Below are 15,665 nucleotides of genomic sequence, written 5' to 3'. Positions count from 1 at the left end.
TCAGCTTTCCTTGTCGAAAATCGACGGCACGGGCGGTTGCAGGCCCAGCGTATTCACCGCGATCGCGTGCGTGATGTAACGGCCGATCAGCAGCACGAAGGCCATAGCCTCGGTCGGCGTGACGAGCGCGGCGAACGCGTCGAATTCGGCCTGCGCGTCGAGCCCGCGCGTGCACAGCGCCTTGAGCGCATACGCTTGCGCGGCTCGATCAATGTCGTCCAACATCGTCGATGTCGATGGCTCGAGCCGCTCGATCTCCGCAATCCACTCGTGTGCGAAACCGAGTTTCTCGCTCAACCGTTCGTGTTGATGCCGCTCATAGCGGTTCTCCATGAAACTCGCAACCGTCAGCGCACCGAGTTCGGTCAGGCGATCCGGCAGCGCATCCTTCAGCGCATCGGTGAAATGCATGAAGGTCAGCGTGACGTCGGGCGCGTTGCCCGCGCACTTGAACAGTTCGCCGAGATAACGCAAACGCTCGACGCGCGGCGTCAAATACGCGGCGAGATCGGCACGCATGTCGGACATTTCCAGGCGGGGAATTCGCTCGCTCATCGTGGTCTCCATCAGATCAGACCGGCGCGATCGAGCACGCCGTCGAGACGCGTTTCGAGTTCGCGGGTCGCGGGCATCATCGGCAGACGATGATCATTCTCGCGCAGCAGACCCATGCGCTTCATCATGTATTTGATCGGGATCGGGTTTGTGTCGTAGAACACCGACTGGTTGAGTTCGAACAGCGCGAAATGCAGCTTGCGGGCGGTCGCGTAATCGTTGCGCTCGACCGCTTCGACGAGATCGGCGACCTTGCGGGGCGCGAGGTTGCCGACCGCGTTCATCAGCCCGCACGCGCCGACCGCGAGCATCGGAAAGCTCAACTCTTCCAGCCCGACGAACACGCGCCAATCGTCACCGAACGCGTCGAGCATGTGCGTGACGAAGCCCATGTCGTTGACCGCGTGCTTCATACCGACGAGATTCGGCACACGCTCGCGAATCGCCTTCACGGTGGCGAGTTCCATATTGACGGCCGCACGACCCGGAATGTGATAGATCAGCAGCGGCTTGTCGGTGCGCCTGCCGATATCGACGTAATACTCTACGAGTCCGCGCTGCGGCGGACGGATGTAGTACGGTGTCACCACCAGCACGCCGTCGACACCTGCTTTATCCGCGTGCTCGGTGAGCGCGACGGTTTCCGCATGCGATTGCGAGCCCGTCGCAGCGAGCACGGGCACGCGGCCCTGCGCTGCTTCGATCGCGACGTCGACAAGGCGATTGCGTTCTTCGACGCTCAACACGCTCGGTTCGGCCGTCGTGCCGTTGACGAGCACGCCGTGCCCGCCATTGACGATCTGCCAGTCGATCAGTTTCGAGTACGTGTCGTAATCGATCCGATCCTTCTGGAAAGGCGTAACGATGGGCGTAATCGATCCCTTCAGCCATGAGAGTTCACGCATGATTCTTCTTTCCTCGACATTGAAATCAGGCCGCTTTCGCGCTGGAGCGGTTGGTCGAAAACCCCGTTTGCGTGCCAAGCAGCGCGGGCGGTTCCTTCAGGCTTTCCTGCCACAACAGCGACTGCATGTAGATGTTGAGCGGCTGATCCTGAATCGTCAGTTCGTACACGTAGTCGTCGTAGGACGCGTGGTTGTGCACGGCCCAGCCGGGCGCGGAGAGCATCAGATCGCCTGCTTTCCACTCGTAGCGATTGCCCGCGACCATGCTGTAGCCACTGCCGGAGAAGTAATAGTTGATCGCTGCCGACACGTGCCGATGCGGACGATCGACGATCTTCGGCGGACGGATAGTCATTGTTGCGAAGAAGTTCGGCGTGATGCCGTTGGTGCGGCCGGTGACGGGGTTGTACATCATGTACAGACGCCGTCCGACGTAGTCCGCGCCAAGCGCTTCGAGCTTGTCGAGTTCGGCTTTCACCTGCTGCCACGGAAAATGCAGCGGTGTTGATTCAACCACTTGCGGATTGATCAACGTTTCGTACGGCATCAACAGACCGCCGTCCTCGCCGATTGGAAAACTGCCGAACGGATTGCGGCGCTTGGGATCATCGCTCGCATGCATCGTCACGGTTTCGGTCGGCGATTCGAGCTCGACGCCGAACTCGCACACGTAGACTTCCATGTGCTGCAGCAGCGGAATGTTCGAATAGACGAGGCGCACCTGCACGTCGCTCGTGTCGTTGGTATGCGAATACGCGACGAAAGCCGGGTGGTTCCAAACGTCGTACTGTTTGAAGCCGATCGTGCGGCCAGCGACGCGCGTCGAGCCGCCACCGCGGATGCAGAAGTTCACTTCCGTCGCGTTGTGGCGCGTAGGCTCGGTCGACTCGCCCGGCAGCAGTACCTGAAGCGACACCTGAATGCCCGGCGCAAGACCCAACGATCCCTCGCGTGCCGACGGATGCACGATCAGTGATTGGCGGTAGCCGTCGGCGGGCTTCGGCAGCGACGCGAGGCGTTCAACTTCCGCGTCGATCTGTTCGCGGCTCATGATCACGGGCGCCCAGTAGTGGTTGTCGCGTGCGCGCTGTCCTGTCTGATCGACAAAACTTGCTTGCGCGGGTGCGAATTCGCGTCTCAGGTCGTGCATGGTGCAGTCTCCTCAAAGCGCCGCGCGCATCGTCGTGGTGCGCGCAACAGTTGATTTCGAGTCGAAAATTACCCTCACCGATTTCAGCGATCAAGATTGATATTTCAAATCAATATAAAATCGACGCGATGCTGCAACTGGTAGCCCGGCCCGCTGACATAGGCCACCAGGCCGGTCACGATTCCGCTTCAAAAGCCTGCCGCGGCGGCTAAGATGCGGGAATCCCAATTTATGTTGATTAGGTTGATCGATGGCACCCAGAGATTTGATGACCCGGGAAGAAGTGCTAGATCGCTTGCGCATCAAGCCGGGCACGCTGTATTCGTACGTAAGCCGTGGGCTGATAGGCACGGCGCCGCACGACGACGGGCGGCGGAGCCTGTACGTGCGCGCGGACGTCGAGCGGGTCGGGAGCCGCAAGCGCGGGCGCATGCCGCGCGCGGTGTCGGCCGAATCGACGATGCGCTGGGGTGAGCCGGTGCTCACGTCGGCCGTCACGCACATCACGCCGGAAGGCCCGGCGTATCGCAACCGTTCGGCTGTTGACCTGGCGAAGGCGGGCACGTCGTTCGAATCCGTGTCGCAATTGCTTATGACGGGCATTTGGCAGGACGGCGTCACCGCATGGGGCACACTCGACACGCCGTCAGACGTGCTGCCGCTCTTTCATGCGTATGCCGGAAAACTCCGAGCCGGCGACATCGCGAACATGCTCGGCATGGTGCCGCTCGCGCTCGCCATGCAGGGGCGCGGCGCGGCAGAAATCTCCGACGGCAGCGCGGTTCAGTGTGCGCGTCTGTCGATGCAGACCATGGCGGGATGCCTTGGTTTTCTGAGCCGCAAGCGCGCCTTCATCGGGCGCGAACCAGGCGAAAGTCTCGCCGCGCATCTGCTGCGCGCGGCGGGCGGCAAACCCGCACCGAACGCGCTGTTCGCGATCAACGGCGCGCTGACCGTGCTGGCCGATAACGAACTAGCGCCCGCCACGTTCGCCGCGCGCGTGGCGGCTTCGACGCACGCGGACCTGTTCAACTGCCTCGCTGCGGCGATCGGCTCGCACGTCGGCTTTTCGACGGGCACCGCCACCGAAAAAGTCGAAACGCTGCTGCTGCGCGACATCGCGGCGGGCGAAGTTGCCGCGCGTCTGCAACTCGTGCGCGAGTACGGCGCAAGCCTGTTCGGCTTCAACCACCCGCTCTATCCCGACGGCGACGCGCGCGCCGATCTGATTCTCGAACAGGTGCGCGCGCTGCGCCACGCGACGCGCGCGACCCGGCCGACGCTCGATTTTCTCGATCTCGTGAAGCAGAAGCTCGGCATGCATCCGGGCGTCGCGATCGCGCTCGTGACGCTGACGCGTGCGCTCGGTTTGCCGGACGGCACCGCGACCGGCCTGTGGATCGTCAGCCGCACGGCCGGATGGGTGGCGCATGTGCTCGAACAACGCTCGCAGGCGTTTCTACTGCGCCCGCGCGCGAAGTACATTTCGGGCGCTCACCTTTGACGCGCGATTTGCTTGTGAAAATCAACACTCGTGAAAATCATCGTGATTGGCGCGGAGCGGATCGGAAGCGCCGTGACCTTCTGCCTTGCCCAAGCCGGCCACGACCTCACTGTCTTGGCATGCGGTGCGCGCTTTGCCTGTCGATCCGCCTTTCCTGACTTCATCACCTTGTCCGCGACTGTAGCCCCCGGCCGTGTGCCGTCAAGGCGCGCAGGGCCGTGCGCGAGGCCAAGGCGAAGACGAAGGCGCTGCGCACGCTGCACCGGCTGCGGCAGGGTTTTGCGGAGGGCGGAGCCACGAACGAGGACGAAGGCGATGCCAACGAAGCGCCCAAGGCCGCGAACGTCTCCGACCGGTTGGCGCAGCGGTTAGCCTCGGCGACTGCGCCGGAGCTGTTGCTCAAAATCCGGGCGCGGCGGTGGCTGCGCCCGGTTTCAACGTCCATAGCAAAATCGCAGCGTCGCCGCCTTCGGCCAAGCGGCGACGGGGCTGGCACGCCCTTGAGGGGGCTTACGAAGTCTTGTACGGCTTCGATCGGGCGCAGGAAGCCCGCGATGCCATGCAAGCCGTTGCGCGGGACAGCGGTAAGGCCGAAGTGTTCGCCCGCGCCGCGCTGGCGTTGAAGTACGACGCCCCCGACAAGCCCGCGCCCCGTCACCGAAACGGAGGTACTCGCGCCGCCGCGCATGCGTGAGCCATTGGCTGATCGACTGGTGAGCCACAGCTAGGAATGCAAAGCAGGCGAATAAATTGACTGTCTAGACGCTCAATGGTAAAATGTTCTGATAATCTCAAGGAGAACAAGCTTGGCTAGGCCGAAAAGCGACGACAAGCGCAGTGCGATCATGGCCGCTGCGGTCCGTGTGATCAAGAAGCAAGGGCTGAGCGCGCCAACAGCGGCAATCGCGAAGGAGGCTGGTGTAGCGAATGGCTCGCTGTTCACCTACTTCGAGACCAAGGCCACCCTCTTCAATCAACTGTACCTAGAGTTGAAAACTGAGATGGCATCAGCAGCGTCGGATGGGCAGCCAGTAGATGCAGATCTTCGTGAACGGTTCTTCCGGGCATGGGCAAATTGGATGCAGTGGGCGGTTCATAACCCGGAGAAAAGATGGGCGCTAGCACAACTCGCCGTTTCCGATGAAATCACGGAAGCGACTCACGCTTTGGGGAACCAAACAATGTTGCGTATTGCTGCGTTAATGGATGAGGTGCGCGCGCAAGGCTCCATGCGCGAAGTGCCGTTCCCATTCGTCGCTGCGGTCATGAACTCGCTGGCAGAGGCAACGATGGATTTCATGCTTCGTGATCCGGCCCACGCGGACTTGCACTCGAAGGCGGGATTCGACGCGCTCTGGCGGATGTTGGGCTAATTTTCGCCTTATAAATGACCGTCTAGCCAGACATTAAACAGAGGATTCATGTCAAACACCACCTCACACATCTCCTCGACAGGACGTAGGGCGTACATCATCACTGGTCCAACCTCAGGCATTGGCCGCGCGACGGCGCTGGAGCTTGCTAAGCACGGAATGCTCGTCTTGGTCGGTCGCGACCGTCAAAAGCTCAATGAAGTGAAGAAGATCATCGAGCAGCAAGGAGCGCGGGCTGTATCGGTCGTGTGCGATCTGTCGGATATTTCTAGCGTTCGGCGCGCGGCGGAGGAGATCGCCAGATTGAATCTGCCTATCGCTGGCTTGCTCAACAACGCCGGCATCATGCAGACACGCCCGACGAAAAGCGACAAAGGTCTGGATCTGACTTTTGCTACAAACCACCTCGGCCCCTTCGTGCTGACCGAGGCACTCGTCCCCCATCTGCGAGACGGAACAAACGTCGCATTCGTCGTTTCCGCCGTGGAAGACCCCAACCGCAAGCCAGCCGTGGCAGCCGGCTTTCGCGGCGGTCGCTACATCTCTGCCGAGGCGAGCGCACGAGGTGAATGGAAGCCCAACGGCGCCAAGCAGCCGGGCTTCGATGCCTATGCAACTTCCAAGCAAGCCATCCTGGCATCGGCGATGGTATTTGCTCGCGAGACTCCGCGGCTGCACTTCAACGCGATCGAACCGGGGTTCAATCCAACGACGGGTCTCGGGGGAAGCGATACCGGCACTCTTGTGCGCTTGCTTCAGAGATTCGTCATCCCGCTCCTCGTGCCGTTGCTCATGCCCTTTATTAGAATTCTTAGCACACCAAAACGATCTGCCAAGATAATCGCGAAAATCATGACCGATGCGTCCGGTCAGACCGGTTTTTACTACGACGAGCGCGGCAATCCGATGCAAGGCTCCGCACTTGTGCGCGATCCGAAGTTTCAGGAGCGCGTGGTAACGGAGACGCGAGCCCTTTTGGCAGCAATGCCTACAGGGACATGAAGATTGGAAACTCATAGCTCTGTAAGACATCGCCAGTGCGTTGCCGGGGCGCCGGCTCATTGTGGCCGAGTTGGGTCTTGTGAAGTGAAGCCGGAGATGCGGCCTGCAGAATTCACGCCTCCACGTCAATGAAGGTCCTGTAGAGTTACACACCAGCTTGCTTCGGAAAACTGCGCGATAGCGCGCCTTTCGCGACGATAACTGGCCGCCGCCTTCAGTCATTACGCCAGCAGTTGAAAATCCATTTGCATTGCCGGGCGGACAGGTATGACTCCCACCTCGACGAACGATCACATACCCATAATCCTACCCATACTTCCTTGCAACGACCCCTTTAACCTAAGTTCTGTCCCACTGTCTCAGTGGAGCAACGAAAAACTGATGCACCACCGTTACCCACCCAGCGGCTGGCGGCTCCGCGTGCTCGATAAGTTCTCGCAGCAACGCATGGCTGTAGCTTGCCACCTTCGCCCATTGAGCCGCGTTCATTCGGTCATCGGCCTTGTCGGCGCGTTCGGCACCGATCATGCTCACGCCTGATCGCGAATTTCGCCCGGCCCTTTGCCCGTCCAGCGTTTGAGCGCTCTGCGGAAGTTCGCCGTATCGGTGAAGCCGACCAGCATGGCGACGTCATCGGTACTCAGCTTGGTGGTTTTCAGGTACTCGGTCGCGAGCGAGCATCTGACGTCGTCGACGATCGCGACAAACGACGTGCCTTCGGCCTCGAGCTTGCGTCTGAGTGTGCGGCTCGTCATCTTCAGCGCTTCGGCAACGGTCTCCATGCCCGGGAACACGCCGGGTTTGCGCATCAACAGTTGATAGACCTCCCCCGCCGCGCCTGACGACACCTTCGCCTGCCCGATCAGCCGGTCGCACGTCTCCTGCAAAAGAGCCGCAGAGTGCCGGTGCGCGAGGTGCGGTTTCATCTCGAGGATCGCGCTGTCGTAGATCAGCTCGCATTCCTCGGCGTCGAACTCGCACGGACAGCCCAGGTACTCGGGATAGACCGCCGCGTAGTCGGGCGCGGGGTAGGAGAACCGCGCGAGCAGGGGCGGACAGCTACGGCCGGCCACGTCCTGCAGATGTGTCACGTGTTGCGTGTACTGCTGTTCCAGCAGGAACTGCTGCACGTCGTGGGGCAGGTTCGATGTGAACGCGTCCGGGAAAGTCCATACCGAAGTATCCGGGCGCTCGGTCCATTCGATCGTGATGGTCGGCGTCGCGAGCCGGTGATATTTAACGCCGAGCCGAAAGTAGTCTCTGAGCGAGAGACACGACATCAGCGCGTAGCCGTACATCCCGTACGCCGCAAGATGCAGACGCGCGCCCGTTCTGAAGGGCGTGCTCGGATCGGACGACAGCGCGACCGCATTCCTGCACACGGCCGCATACTGCCGCACCGAGGTCAGCACCGACGCGTCGTAGATCTCATCGGGCGACACGCCGCTGCCCTTGAGGCTGTCCTCAGGCGAAATGCCTTGTTCCGCCAGCACTTCCACCAGCGCGGCGATCTTGTACGGCGCGTAAATGCGCTCGTTCAACAGCGGAAATCTCGACGACACCGCGCCTCCTGTCGGTGTCCTGCGGGGACACCAGCTTGTCCGTAAATGACCTTACATCGACGATCGTATCTCACTAATATCAGTGCAACAAGAGAGGGGGCGCACCGCAGTGGCGCAACGCCTCGGACCATCGGAGACAGGCATGTCCATCATTCGTCCTCATCTTGCGCCTGCCGCATATCTGCGCTGCGCGCGACACGGCCGCGCACGCGGCGTTTCCCCCAATCTCGCGTTTGGCAACATGGCCACTGGAAGGATCGAGCAATGAGCAATTCCCCAGGCAAAGTCATCATCACGTGTGCGGTCACAGGATCGGCGCATGTGCCGTCCATGTCCGAATATCTGCCGCTGACCCCTGAAGATATTACGACCCAGGCGCTCGACGCGGCGCAAGCCGGCGCGGCGATTCTTCACCTGCATGCGCGCAACCCCGAAGACGGCCGGCCGACGCCGTCGCCCGAGGTGTTCCGTCAGTTCGTGCCGGCCATCGCCGAGCGGACCGACGCCGTCATCAACATCTCGACGGGCGGCAGCACGCGCATGACGTTGGACGAGCGTCTCGCCTACGCGCGCGTGGCCCGGCCCGAGATGTGTTCGCTGAACATGGGCTCGATGAACTTTTCGCTGCATCCGGTCGCGGCGAAGATGTCGTCGTGGCGCTTCGACTGGGAAAAAGAATACGTGGAAGGCATGGAGGACATGATCTTCCGCAACACCTTCCGTGACATCAGGAACATCCTAACGGAGTTCCGCGATTACGGCACGCGCTTCGAATTCGAGTGCTATGACCTGGGACATCTGCACAGTCTCGCGCATTTCGTCGACATCGGGCTTATCGAGCCGCCGTTCTTCATTCAGTCGGTTCTCGGCATTCTGGGCGGTATCGGCCCAGACCCGGAGAACCTGGCCGTCATGCGATCGACCGCTGACCGCCTGTTCGGTCGCGAGAACTACCAGTTCTCTATCCTCGGCGCGGGCCGTCATCAGATGTCGCTCGTGACTATGGGCGCGATCATGGGCGGCAACGTGCGTGTGGGGCTCGAAGACAGCGTCTATCTGTCGCGTGGCGTCAAGGCGAAATCGAATGCGGAGCAGGTCCGCAAGATTCGCCGCATTCTCGAAGAGTTGTCATTCGAGATCGCGACGCCGGCAGAAGCACGGCAAATCCTTGGCCTGAAGGGACGAGACCGCGTCTCGCTATGAAGGGACGGCGCGGCGACGCGTCGAACGAAACTGACCCGCTCCTGCCGCATGTGCGTCAGCACGATGTCCACGCGGAAGACGACAAGAACAAACGGGACAATGATTGGAGACATCATGAGCACGACATCACTCGACCGCAGTTCAGCCGAGACGCATTGGCTTGCCACCCGCAAGGCCATGGCAAGGCTTCTTCCCCTGATGTGCGCAATTTACTTTCTGTCGTTCGTCGATCGCACCAACGTCGCGTTGGCCAAGAGCGCGCTGGCGGCCGACCTTGGTATCAGTGCCGCGGCTTATGGGCTCGGCGCCGGCGTTTTCTTCATCGGCTATGCCTTGCTCGAAGTGCCGAGCAATCTCATGGCGCACCGCGTCGGCCCGCGCGTATGGATCGCGCGAATCGCCGTGACATGGGGCGCGCTGTCTACCGCGATGATGTTCGTCCAGGGCGAGTGGTCGTTCTACGTCTTGCGTGTACTGTTGGGCGTCGCCGAGGCGGGGCTTTTCCCTGCTCTGATGTACATGGTGACGCTCTGGTTCGCACCGAAGGATCGTGCCGTCGCTGTCGGCTGGATTTACACGGCTCCCTCCATCGCGCTGATCGTCGGCAATCCGCTTGGCGCGAGCCTCATGCAACTGGGAGGCATTGGCGGTCTTCACGGCTGGCAGTGGATGTTCCTGCTGGAAGGCGTGCCGACCATCGTGTTCGGCATCGTGCTGTTTTTCACGTTGCCGAACCGGCCTTCGGATGTCCGCTGGCTCACGCCACCAGAAGCGCAAGCGCTGGAAGCCAACGCGGTGGTCGACACTCACGGCCGCGCCGATCTGAGCTCCGCACACTGGATCGCAGCGCTGAAGCGTCCCACCACGGTCCTGATCGCGCTCATCTATTTCCTCAATCAGGTGGCGTTTGTCGGCCTGTACTTTTTCACGCCTTCCATCGTCGCGCAAATGCATGTGAAGTCGCCGGTACTCGTGGGCGTTCTGTCTAGCAGCGTCGGCATCGGTTTTCTGATCGGCGTGCTGACGCTCCCGCGTATCCACCGGCGAATGACCAGTGACTGCGGCTTTATCGGCGCATTGACTGCGGGCCTGGTCGTCAGCGCATGCGCGTTCATCGCCATCGGAAATCAGACTGCGCAGATCGTTCTGCTCGGCATCACGGGCTTCTTCGCGGGCGGCATCCTGCCATCCTACTGGGCCGTGGCGATGAAGCGGCTGCAAGGCGTGCAGGCAGCCGCAGGACTCGCTTTCATCAATACCGTCGGTCTGCTGGGCGGCTTTGTCGGTCCTTATCTGTTCGGCCTGGCGGAGACGATCACGGGCCGAAGCGACTCAGGCTTCAAAGTCGTCGTGGTCGCGTCGGTGCTGGGGCTTTGCCTCGTGCCGGCGCTCGCGAGGGCCATCCACAATGCGGAGCGGCCTGCCGTCGCAACGTTGGCTGCATCGAAGGGTTGATACACGGTCGCGCCCAACGGCGTGCGAATGGAGGTCACATGAATCCGATCAAGGACTTCACGATCGATGTCGCTGCGATCCGAACGATAGGGCATGACCTGCAGCGCCCCGAATGCATACTCGCACGGCGCGACGGCTCACTCCTTGCAGCGGATGCGCGAGGCGGCGTCATGCACATCGGCGCGACCGGCGAGCAGAGGTTGATCCTGCCGACAGGAATCGGCACGCCCGCGTCGAGTGACGGCCTCACGAGCGGCTCGCTGCCCAACGGACTTGCGTTGGACTCGCACGGCAACGTGGTCATTGCGAATATCGGCACCGATCGCGTGGAATGTCTGAGCACGTCCGGCGAGTTGCGCGCGCTGCTTGATAACATCGACGGCAAGCCGCTGGGAAAGGTCAATTTCGTGCTGAGGGACAGCAGGGACCGTTTGTGGGTCACCGTTTCGACCCGAGTCAGCCCGTGGCCGAATGCGATCCGCTCGAATCTCGCGGACGGGTACATTGTCCTCATCGACGAACGTGGCGCGAGGATCGTGGCGGATGGGCTGGCGTTCACTAATGAAATCCGCTTCGACGCCAGCGAAGCGTTCCTTTACGTGGCCGAAACCACGGCTAAACGCGTGAGTCGCTTTGCTGTTCGCGACAACGGCGAATTGGGCCCGCGCGAGACGTACGGACCGAGCCAGTTGGGCCCGGGCCTGATCGACGGATTCGCGTTCGATGCTGACGGCAACCTGTGGTGCGCGATGATATTCGCGGACCGGCTCGTGGCCATTGATCCGGCAGGCGACGCGCATGTTCTGCTCGACGACGGCGATAAGGAAGCGACTGCGCTTTTCGAAGCGGCCTTCGCTACGGGCGACATCGTGCCGATGAGTCTCATCGAGAAAACCGGCGGGACCATCGCACCGTGGATGACGAGTGTGACTTTTGGCGGCCTCGACCTGAAGACCGTCTACCTTGGCAGCCTGAAGCAACATTCGATTCCGTTCTTCGCCTCCCCGGTTCCGGGTCTGCCCATGATTCACTGGTAAGCGAGCCCGTCTGCCAATTTTTTTGCCAGACGGCGATACAACTTTGAGTGCAACACATGAACACTTTCGAACTATTGAAACCGCGAGCCGGCCTGCGCGTTCTCATTTCTGGCGCGGCGTCGGGCATCGGCGCCGCAATTGCCGACGCGTTCGTGCAAACCGACGCCCACGTCTACGTCTGCGATGTCGATCCCGCCGCGATCGAAAGTGCAAGGCAACGCAGCCCCAAGCTGCACGCGGGCGTTGCCGACGTCGGCGATCGCGATCAGGTGGATGCGGTCATCGACGACGCGCGTGCGAAGCTGGGCGGCCTCGATGTGCTGATCAACAATGCGGGCATTGCAGGTCCCACGGGTGACGTCGATGCGATCGCACCGGACGACTGGGAGCGGACCATTTCGATCAACCTCAACAGCCAGTTCTATTTTTTGCGCAAAGCGGTGCCGCTGCTGAAAGAGACGTCGGATTGCGCCAGCATCATCGCGATGTCTTCCGTTGCCGGTCGGCTCGGCTACGCGTATCGCACGCCGTACGCCTCGACGAAATGGGCGATCGTCGGACTCGTGAAGTCGTTGGCCGTCGAACTCGGGCCGAGCAACGTGCGCGTCAATGCGATCTTGCCGGGCGTCGTGCAGGGCGAGCGGATGGACCGCGTGATAGCGGCGAGAGCAGCGTCGACGGGCGTGTCGTTCGAAGAAATGAAACAGCAGTATCTCGGCAAGATTTCGCTTCGCCGCATGGTGACCGTCGACGACATCGCGGCGCTGGCGCTTTTCCTCGCGTCGCCGGCGGGCCGCAATATCTCCGGGCAAGCCATCAGTGTGGACGGCAACGTCGAATATCTGTAACGACATCTTGAGCCGAGCGCGGACCCACCGGTTTGCGTGCGCCCCCGTCGTTGCATCTCCAACAACTATCTTTCACGCAAGGCGTAGAACAATGAGACTCAAGGGCAAGGTTGCCATCGTCACGGGCGCCGCACAAGGCATTGGGGCAGCGACAGCACTGCAATTCGCACGCGAAGGCGCGGTCGTGGCGGCGTGCGATCTCAATGCGGCGGCAGTGAAGAGCGTGGTCGGCGCGTGTCGGGAACTGGGCGCCGAAGCTGCCGGGTTCGCCGTCGACATGGCCGACCGCCAGGCGGTCCGCGATAGGGTCGCCGAAGTACTGCAGCAATTCGGCCGTGTGGATGTGCTCGTGAATAACGCGGGAATTACTCGCGATGCGCGTCTGCAGAAAATGACGCAGGAGCAGTTCGACGACGTCATAGACGTCAACCTGCGCGGCGTTTTCCATGCCACTCAGGCCGTGGTGGATTGCATGATCGAGCAGCAGGCCGGCGTCATTCTCAACGCAAGCTCGGTGGTGGGCATTTATGGCAATTACGGGCAGACGAACTACGCGGCCTCGAAATTCGGCGTGATCGGATTCACGAAGACGTGGAGCCGCGAACTCGGCCCCAAAGGCATCCGCGTGAATGCCGTGGCTCCGGGCTTCATCGACACGCCCATTCTCGCGACGGTGCCTGAAGAGGTGATCGAGAAGATGCGCAGCCAAGTTCCGCTGCGCAGGTTGGGAAGGCCCGACGAAATAGCGAATATCTACGCATTCCTTGCAAGCGATGAGGCGAGTTACATCAACGGTGCCGTCATCGAAGCGTCAGGTGGCATGACACTTTAAGCGTTCCGGACCGCGCGGTGCGGAAGGGTCGCGATGCAGAACGTCGATCATAACGGAGACACCAATGAAATCAGCCCATTCTTGCAGGCTCGAGATTGCACACGCGATCACTCTCGTGGCGACCGCAACGGCATGCGTCTCGGGTATGACCGCGACCTTGCCGTCCGTTCACGCTGCCCCTTGCGAACGCCTGCTCGGCTTCACCGTGCCCGCCTATGAAATCGGCTTGCCGACATCGGGAGCGAGTGTTACCGCAGTGAAGCCCGTCGCCGCGAGTGGCAGCGGCGCGACTGCGCTGCCCCAATACTGCGAGGTCACGGGCAAGATTTCCCCCGTCGACCGGTCCGCACCGGACATCCAGTTCAAGGTCGCGCTGCCGGTGCATTGGAACGACAAGGTCGTGATGCTGGGCGGCGGCGGATTCGACGGCACGATCCCCGACGTGACAGGCAACGTGCCGAACGGACCCGCCGACAAACCAGGGCCGCTGGGCCGCGGCTATGCGACGTTCGCGAGCGACTCGGGGCACCAGGCTAACGCGCTCGCCTCTCAGGACGGGCGCTTTGGACTGAACGACGAGGCGGTGAGAAACTTCGGCGGGGACGCGTTGAAGAAAACACACGACGCCGCGCTCGCCATCATCAGGGCTCGCTATTCACATTTGCCGCGCGAGGCGTATTTCGCGGGAGGATCGACGGGCGGCCGCGAAGCCGTCACCGCGATCCAACGCTGGCCGGCCGACTGGAATGGCGCGATCGCCTGGTACCCGGCATGGGACGACGCGGCGGCGCTGCTCGGAGGTCAGCGCATGAACCGGGCGCTCGCGCAACCGGGCGCGTATCTGTCCGTCGGTAAACGTCAGGCCGTGTACGACGCGGCCATGCAGGCCTGCGATGCGCTCGACGGCGTCGTGGACGGACTCATCAGCGACCAGCGGCAATGCAACGCGCGCTTCGATCCGTCCGTCGCCACACTGAACGGCGCCCCGCTGCGCTGTCCAAAAGGCGCGGATACCGCAGACAATTGCCTGTCTGATGCGCAGATCGAAGCGCTGAAGACGATCGACACGCCGACCCGCTTCCGCTTCTGGCTGGCGAGCGGCGAGACGCAGTATCCGGGCTACAACGTCTGGGGCGCCGATCTCGGCGTCACGACGCGCACCTCTCCGGTCGAACCTGTCGTTACGTTCCTCGCGTTCGGCACATCGCAGCCTGCCAATCCGATGCCACTCACGGCGCCGTACATCAGCGTGCTGACCGATCAGTGGATCAAGTACTCGGTCACTCGTGACCCGAACTTCGATTCGCTCTCGCTCGATCCGCAAGCGCCGGGCGTGTGGGCAAACCGCATCAGCCAGTTGAGTTCGCAACTGGACGCGAGCACCGATATCTCCGCGTTCAAGGCGCGTGGCGGAAAGCTGTTGCTCGCTCACGGCTCGGTGGACGTACTGGTGAGCACACGCGCAACCGAACAATACTATCGACGCCTGCAAGCGCAGTACGGCGTTGCGCAGGTTCGGTCGTTCGTGCGCTTCTACGAGATTCCCGGCATGGGACACGCCGCGAGCAGCACCTTCAACGCCACGTGGGATTCGCTGTCGGCTCTCGAAGACTGGGTCGAGAGACGCAAGGCGCCGGTCGATCAGGTGACGACCGACACGGCCGGCGTGCCAGGCCGCACCCGGCCGCTCTGCGACTACCCGTCGTGGCCGCGGTATGAAGGCGGAGACGTGAACCGAGCGGATTCGTTCAGGTGCGCGGAGTAACCGATAGGCGGTTGCGGTTATCGTAGGCGGGTGCGATCGCCGCCGTCTGCGCGACGCGACAGCCTGGGTTCCCGGCAATGCCTGCGCCGCGGCGAGAACCAATGACGAAGATGAAGGAGAAGCCGGAGAGCGAAACGAAGGGTCCGTCCTCCCCTCGACCGTAAATGAGAAGATGGAACGCACCAACGTTTAATGGTCTTCGTGCCGATCGCCCTTTTTTGTCCAGAAACGAAAGGTTGGATACCGGCTCCTGCGTAGGCGGTCCAACGGCCAACCCTCGCCTTCTATGCGCAAAACTCGCCGCCGCCAACGACCGCACTCGCGTAACCGTCAGGGCGCATATCTGGATCGGACAGGATAAGCGCCTTTAACCTGCCTGACTTCTTCGGGCCATTTCAATCTTGGGGAACGGCCTCGGTTGCTTCAGTTGAACAATGCTGCTGCTTGAACTCGTCGGGCGTCAGGTACGCGAGA

General features: G+C 61.8%; 13 protein-coding genes and 1 pseudogene. 10 read left to right on the top strand and 4 right to left on the bottom strand.

What is annotated here, in order from left to right; all coding sequences use genetic code 11:
• The 3 genes from BHE01S_RS10045 to BHE01S_RS10035 are packed head-to-tail and all read right to left on the bottom strand — an operon-like array spanning position 1 to position 2,610.
• Positions 1-555: a carboxymuconolactone decarboxylase family protein gene (locus tag BHE01S_RS10045; protein ID WP_042263670.1), complete on the bottom strand. Its 555-nt coding sequence runs from the start codon at positions 553-555 to the stop codon at positions 1-3.
• An 11-nt stretch (positions 556-566) separates the two neighbouring features.
• Positions 567-1,460 carry a 4-hydroxy-tetrahydrodipicolinate synthase gene (gene dapA / locus BHE01S_RS10040; protein WP_042263361.1) on the bottom strand — a complete coding sequence of 298 codons (894 nt, stop codon included), beginning with the start codon at positions 1,458-1,460 and terminating at the stop codon, positions 567-569.
• A 25-nt stretch (positions 1,461-1,485) separates the two neighbouring features.
• On the bottom strand, positions 1,486-2,610 hold the full coding sequence (locus tag BHE01S_RS10035; RefSeq protein ID WP_042263359.1) for a cupin domain-containing protein: 1,125 nt from the start codon (positions 2,608-2,610) through the stop codon (positions 1,486-1,488).
• Positions 2,611-2,878: 268 nt separating this feature from the next.
• Here BHE01S_RS10035 and BHE01S_RS10030 point away from each other — a divergent pair, with 268 nt between their 5' ends.
• The 4 genes and pseudogenes from BHE01S_RS10030 (at position 2,879) to BHE01S_RS10015 (ending at position 6,489) form a co-directional block, all read left to right on the top strand.
• On the top strand, positions 2,879-4,114 hold the full coding sequence (locus BHE01S_RS10030) for a citrate synthase family protein (protein ID WP_042263358.1): 1,236 nt from the start codon (positions 2,879-2,881) through the stop codon (positions 4,112-4,114).
• 493 nt (positions 4,115-4,607) lie between these two features.
• A pseudogene (locus tag BHE01S_RS38375) lies at positions 4,608-4,800 on the top strand (DUF932 domain-containing protein); the annotation flags it as partial.
• A 120-nt stretch (positions 4,801-4,920) separates the two neighbouring features.
• A complete protein-coding gene (locus tag BHE01S_RS10020; RefSeq protein WP_042263354.1) occupies positions 4,921-5,487 on the top strand; it encodes a TetR/AcrR family transcriptional regulator in 567 nt (188 codons plus the stop codon).
• A gap of 48 nt (positions 5,488-5,535) precedes the next feature.
• Positions 5,536-6,489 carry an SDR family NAD(P)-dependent oxidoreductase gene (locus tag BHE01S_RS10015; protein ID WP_042263353.1) on the top strand — a complete coding sequence of 318 codons (954 nt, stop codon included), beginning with the start codon at positions 5,536-5,538 and terminating at the stop codon, positions 6,487-6,489.
• Positions 6,490-7,019: 530 nt separating this feature from the next.
• Here the strand turns inward: BHE01S_RS10015 and BHE01S_RS10005 are convergent.
• Positions 7,020-8,051, bottom strand: coding sequence for an AraC family transcriptional regulator (locus BHE01S_RS10005; RefSeq protein ID WP_042263349.1), 1,032 nt, complete (start codon positions 8,049-8,051; stop codon positions 7,020-7,022).
• Positions 8,052-8,315: 264 nt separating this feature from the next.
• On the opposite strand from BHE01S_RS10005, the gene BHE01S_RS10000 reads away from it, so the two are divergent.
• From BHE01S_RS10000 to BHE01S_RS09975, 6 genes are all read left to right on the top strand, one after another.
• Positions 8,316-9,254, top strand: coding sequence for a BKACE family enzyme (locus BHE01S_RS10000; RefSeq protein WP_042263348.1), 939 nt, complete (start codon positions 8,316-8,318; stop codon positions 9,252-9,254).
• A gap of 114 nt (positions 9,255-9,368) precedes the next feature.
• Positions 9,369-10,709, top strand: coding sequence for an MFS transporter (locus BHE01S_RS09995; RefSeq protein WP_042263667.1), 1,341 nt, complete (start codon positions 9,369-9,371; stop codon positions 10,707-10,709).
• Positions 10,710-10,747: 38 nt separating this feature from the next.
• Positions 10,748-11,746 carry an SMP-30/gluconolactonase/LRE family protein gene (locus BHE01S_RS09990; RefSeq protein ID WP_042263345.1) on the top strand — a complete coding sequence of 333 codons (999 nt, stop codon included), beginning with the start codon at positions 10,748-10,750 and terminating at the stop codon, positions 11,744-11,746.
• A gap of 56 nt (positions 11,747-11,802) precedes the next feature.
• Positions 11,803-12,594, top strand: coding sequence for an SDR family oxidoreductase (locus BHE01S_RS09985; protein ID WP_042263344.1), 792 nt, complete (start codon positions 11,803-11,805; stop codon positions 12,592-12,594).
• Between the two features lie 91 nt (positions 12,595-12,685).
• The gene (gene fabG, locus BHE01S_RS09980; protein ID WP_042263342.1) at positions 12,686-13,426 is read left to right on the top strand and encodes a 3-oxoacyl-[acyl-carrier-protein] reductase; all 741 of its coding nucleotides are present in this window, start codon (positions 12,686-12,688) and stop codon (positions 13,424-13,426) included.
• Positions 13,427-13,490: 64 nt separating this feature from the next.
• Positions 13,491-15,191, top strand: a complete 1,701-nt coding sequence (locus tag BHE01S_RS09975) for a tannase/feruloyl esterase family alpha/beta hydrolase (protein ID WP_042263341.1) — start codon at positions 13,491-13,493, stop codon at positions 15,189-15,191.
• Positions 15,192-15,665: the final 474 nt, after the last annotated feature.

This window comes from Paraburkholderia heleia NBRC 101817, assembly GCF_000739775.1.
Classification (GTDB): Bacteria; Pseudomonadota; Gammaproteobacteria; order Burkholderiales; family Burkholderiaceae; genus Paraburkholderia; species Paraburkholderia heleia.
Note: the sequence above shows the minus strand (reverse complement) of the source record. Positions and strands in the feature narration are given on the sequence as shown.

Bases quoted from the DNA above. Each gene is read 5' to 3' on its own strand.
- BHE01S_RS10045 (WP_042263670.1), bottom strand. From the start codon at position 555: ATGAGCGAGCGAATTCCCCGCCTGGAAATGTCCGACATGCGTGCCGAT.
- dapA (WP_042263361.1), bottom strand. From the start codon at position 1,460: ATGCGTGAACTCTCATGGCTGAAGGGATCGATTACGCCCATCGTTACG.
- BHE01S_RS10035 (WP_042263359.1), bottom strand. From the start codon at position 2,610: ATGCACGACCTGAGACGCGAATTCGCACCCGCGCAAGCAAGTTTTGTC.
- BHE01S_RS10030 (WP_042263358.1), top strand. From the start codon at position 2,879: ATGACCCGGGAAGAAGTGCTAGATCGCTTGCGCATCAAGCCGGGCACG.
- BHE01S_RS10015 (WP_042263353.1), top strand. From the start codon at position 5,536: ATGTCAAACACCACCTCACACATCTCCTCGACAGGACGTAGGGCGTAC.
- BHE01S_RS10000 (WP_042263348.1), top strand. From the start codon at position 8,316: ATGAGCAATTCCCCAGGCAAAGTCATCATCACGTGTGCGGTCACAGGA.
- BHE01S_RS09995 (WP_042263667.1), top strand. From the start codon at position 9,369: ATGAGCACGACATCACTCGACCGCAGTTCAGCCGAGACGCATTGGCTT.
- BHE01S_RS09990 (WP_042263345.1), top strand. From the start codon at position 10,748: ATGAATCCGATCAAGGACTTCACGATCGATGTCGCTGCGATCCGAACG.
- BHE01S_RS09985 (WP_042263344.1), top strand. From the start codon at position 11,803: ATGAACACTTTCGAACTATTGAAACCGCGAGCCGGCCTGCGCGTTCTC.
- fabG (WP_042263342.1), top strand. From the start codon at position 12,686: ATGAGACTCAAGGGCAAGGTTGCCATCGTCACGGGCGCCGCACAAGGC.
- BHE01S_RS09975 (WP_042263341.1), top strand. From the start codon at position 13,491: ATGAAATCAGCCCATTCTTGCAGGCTCGAGATTGCACACGCGATCACT.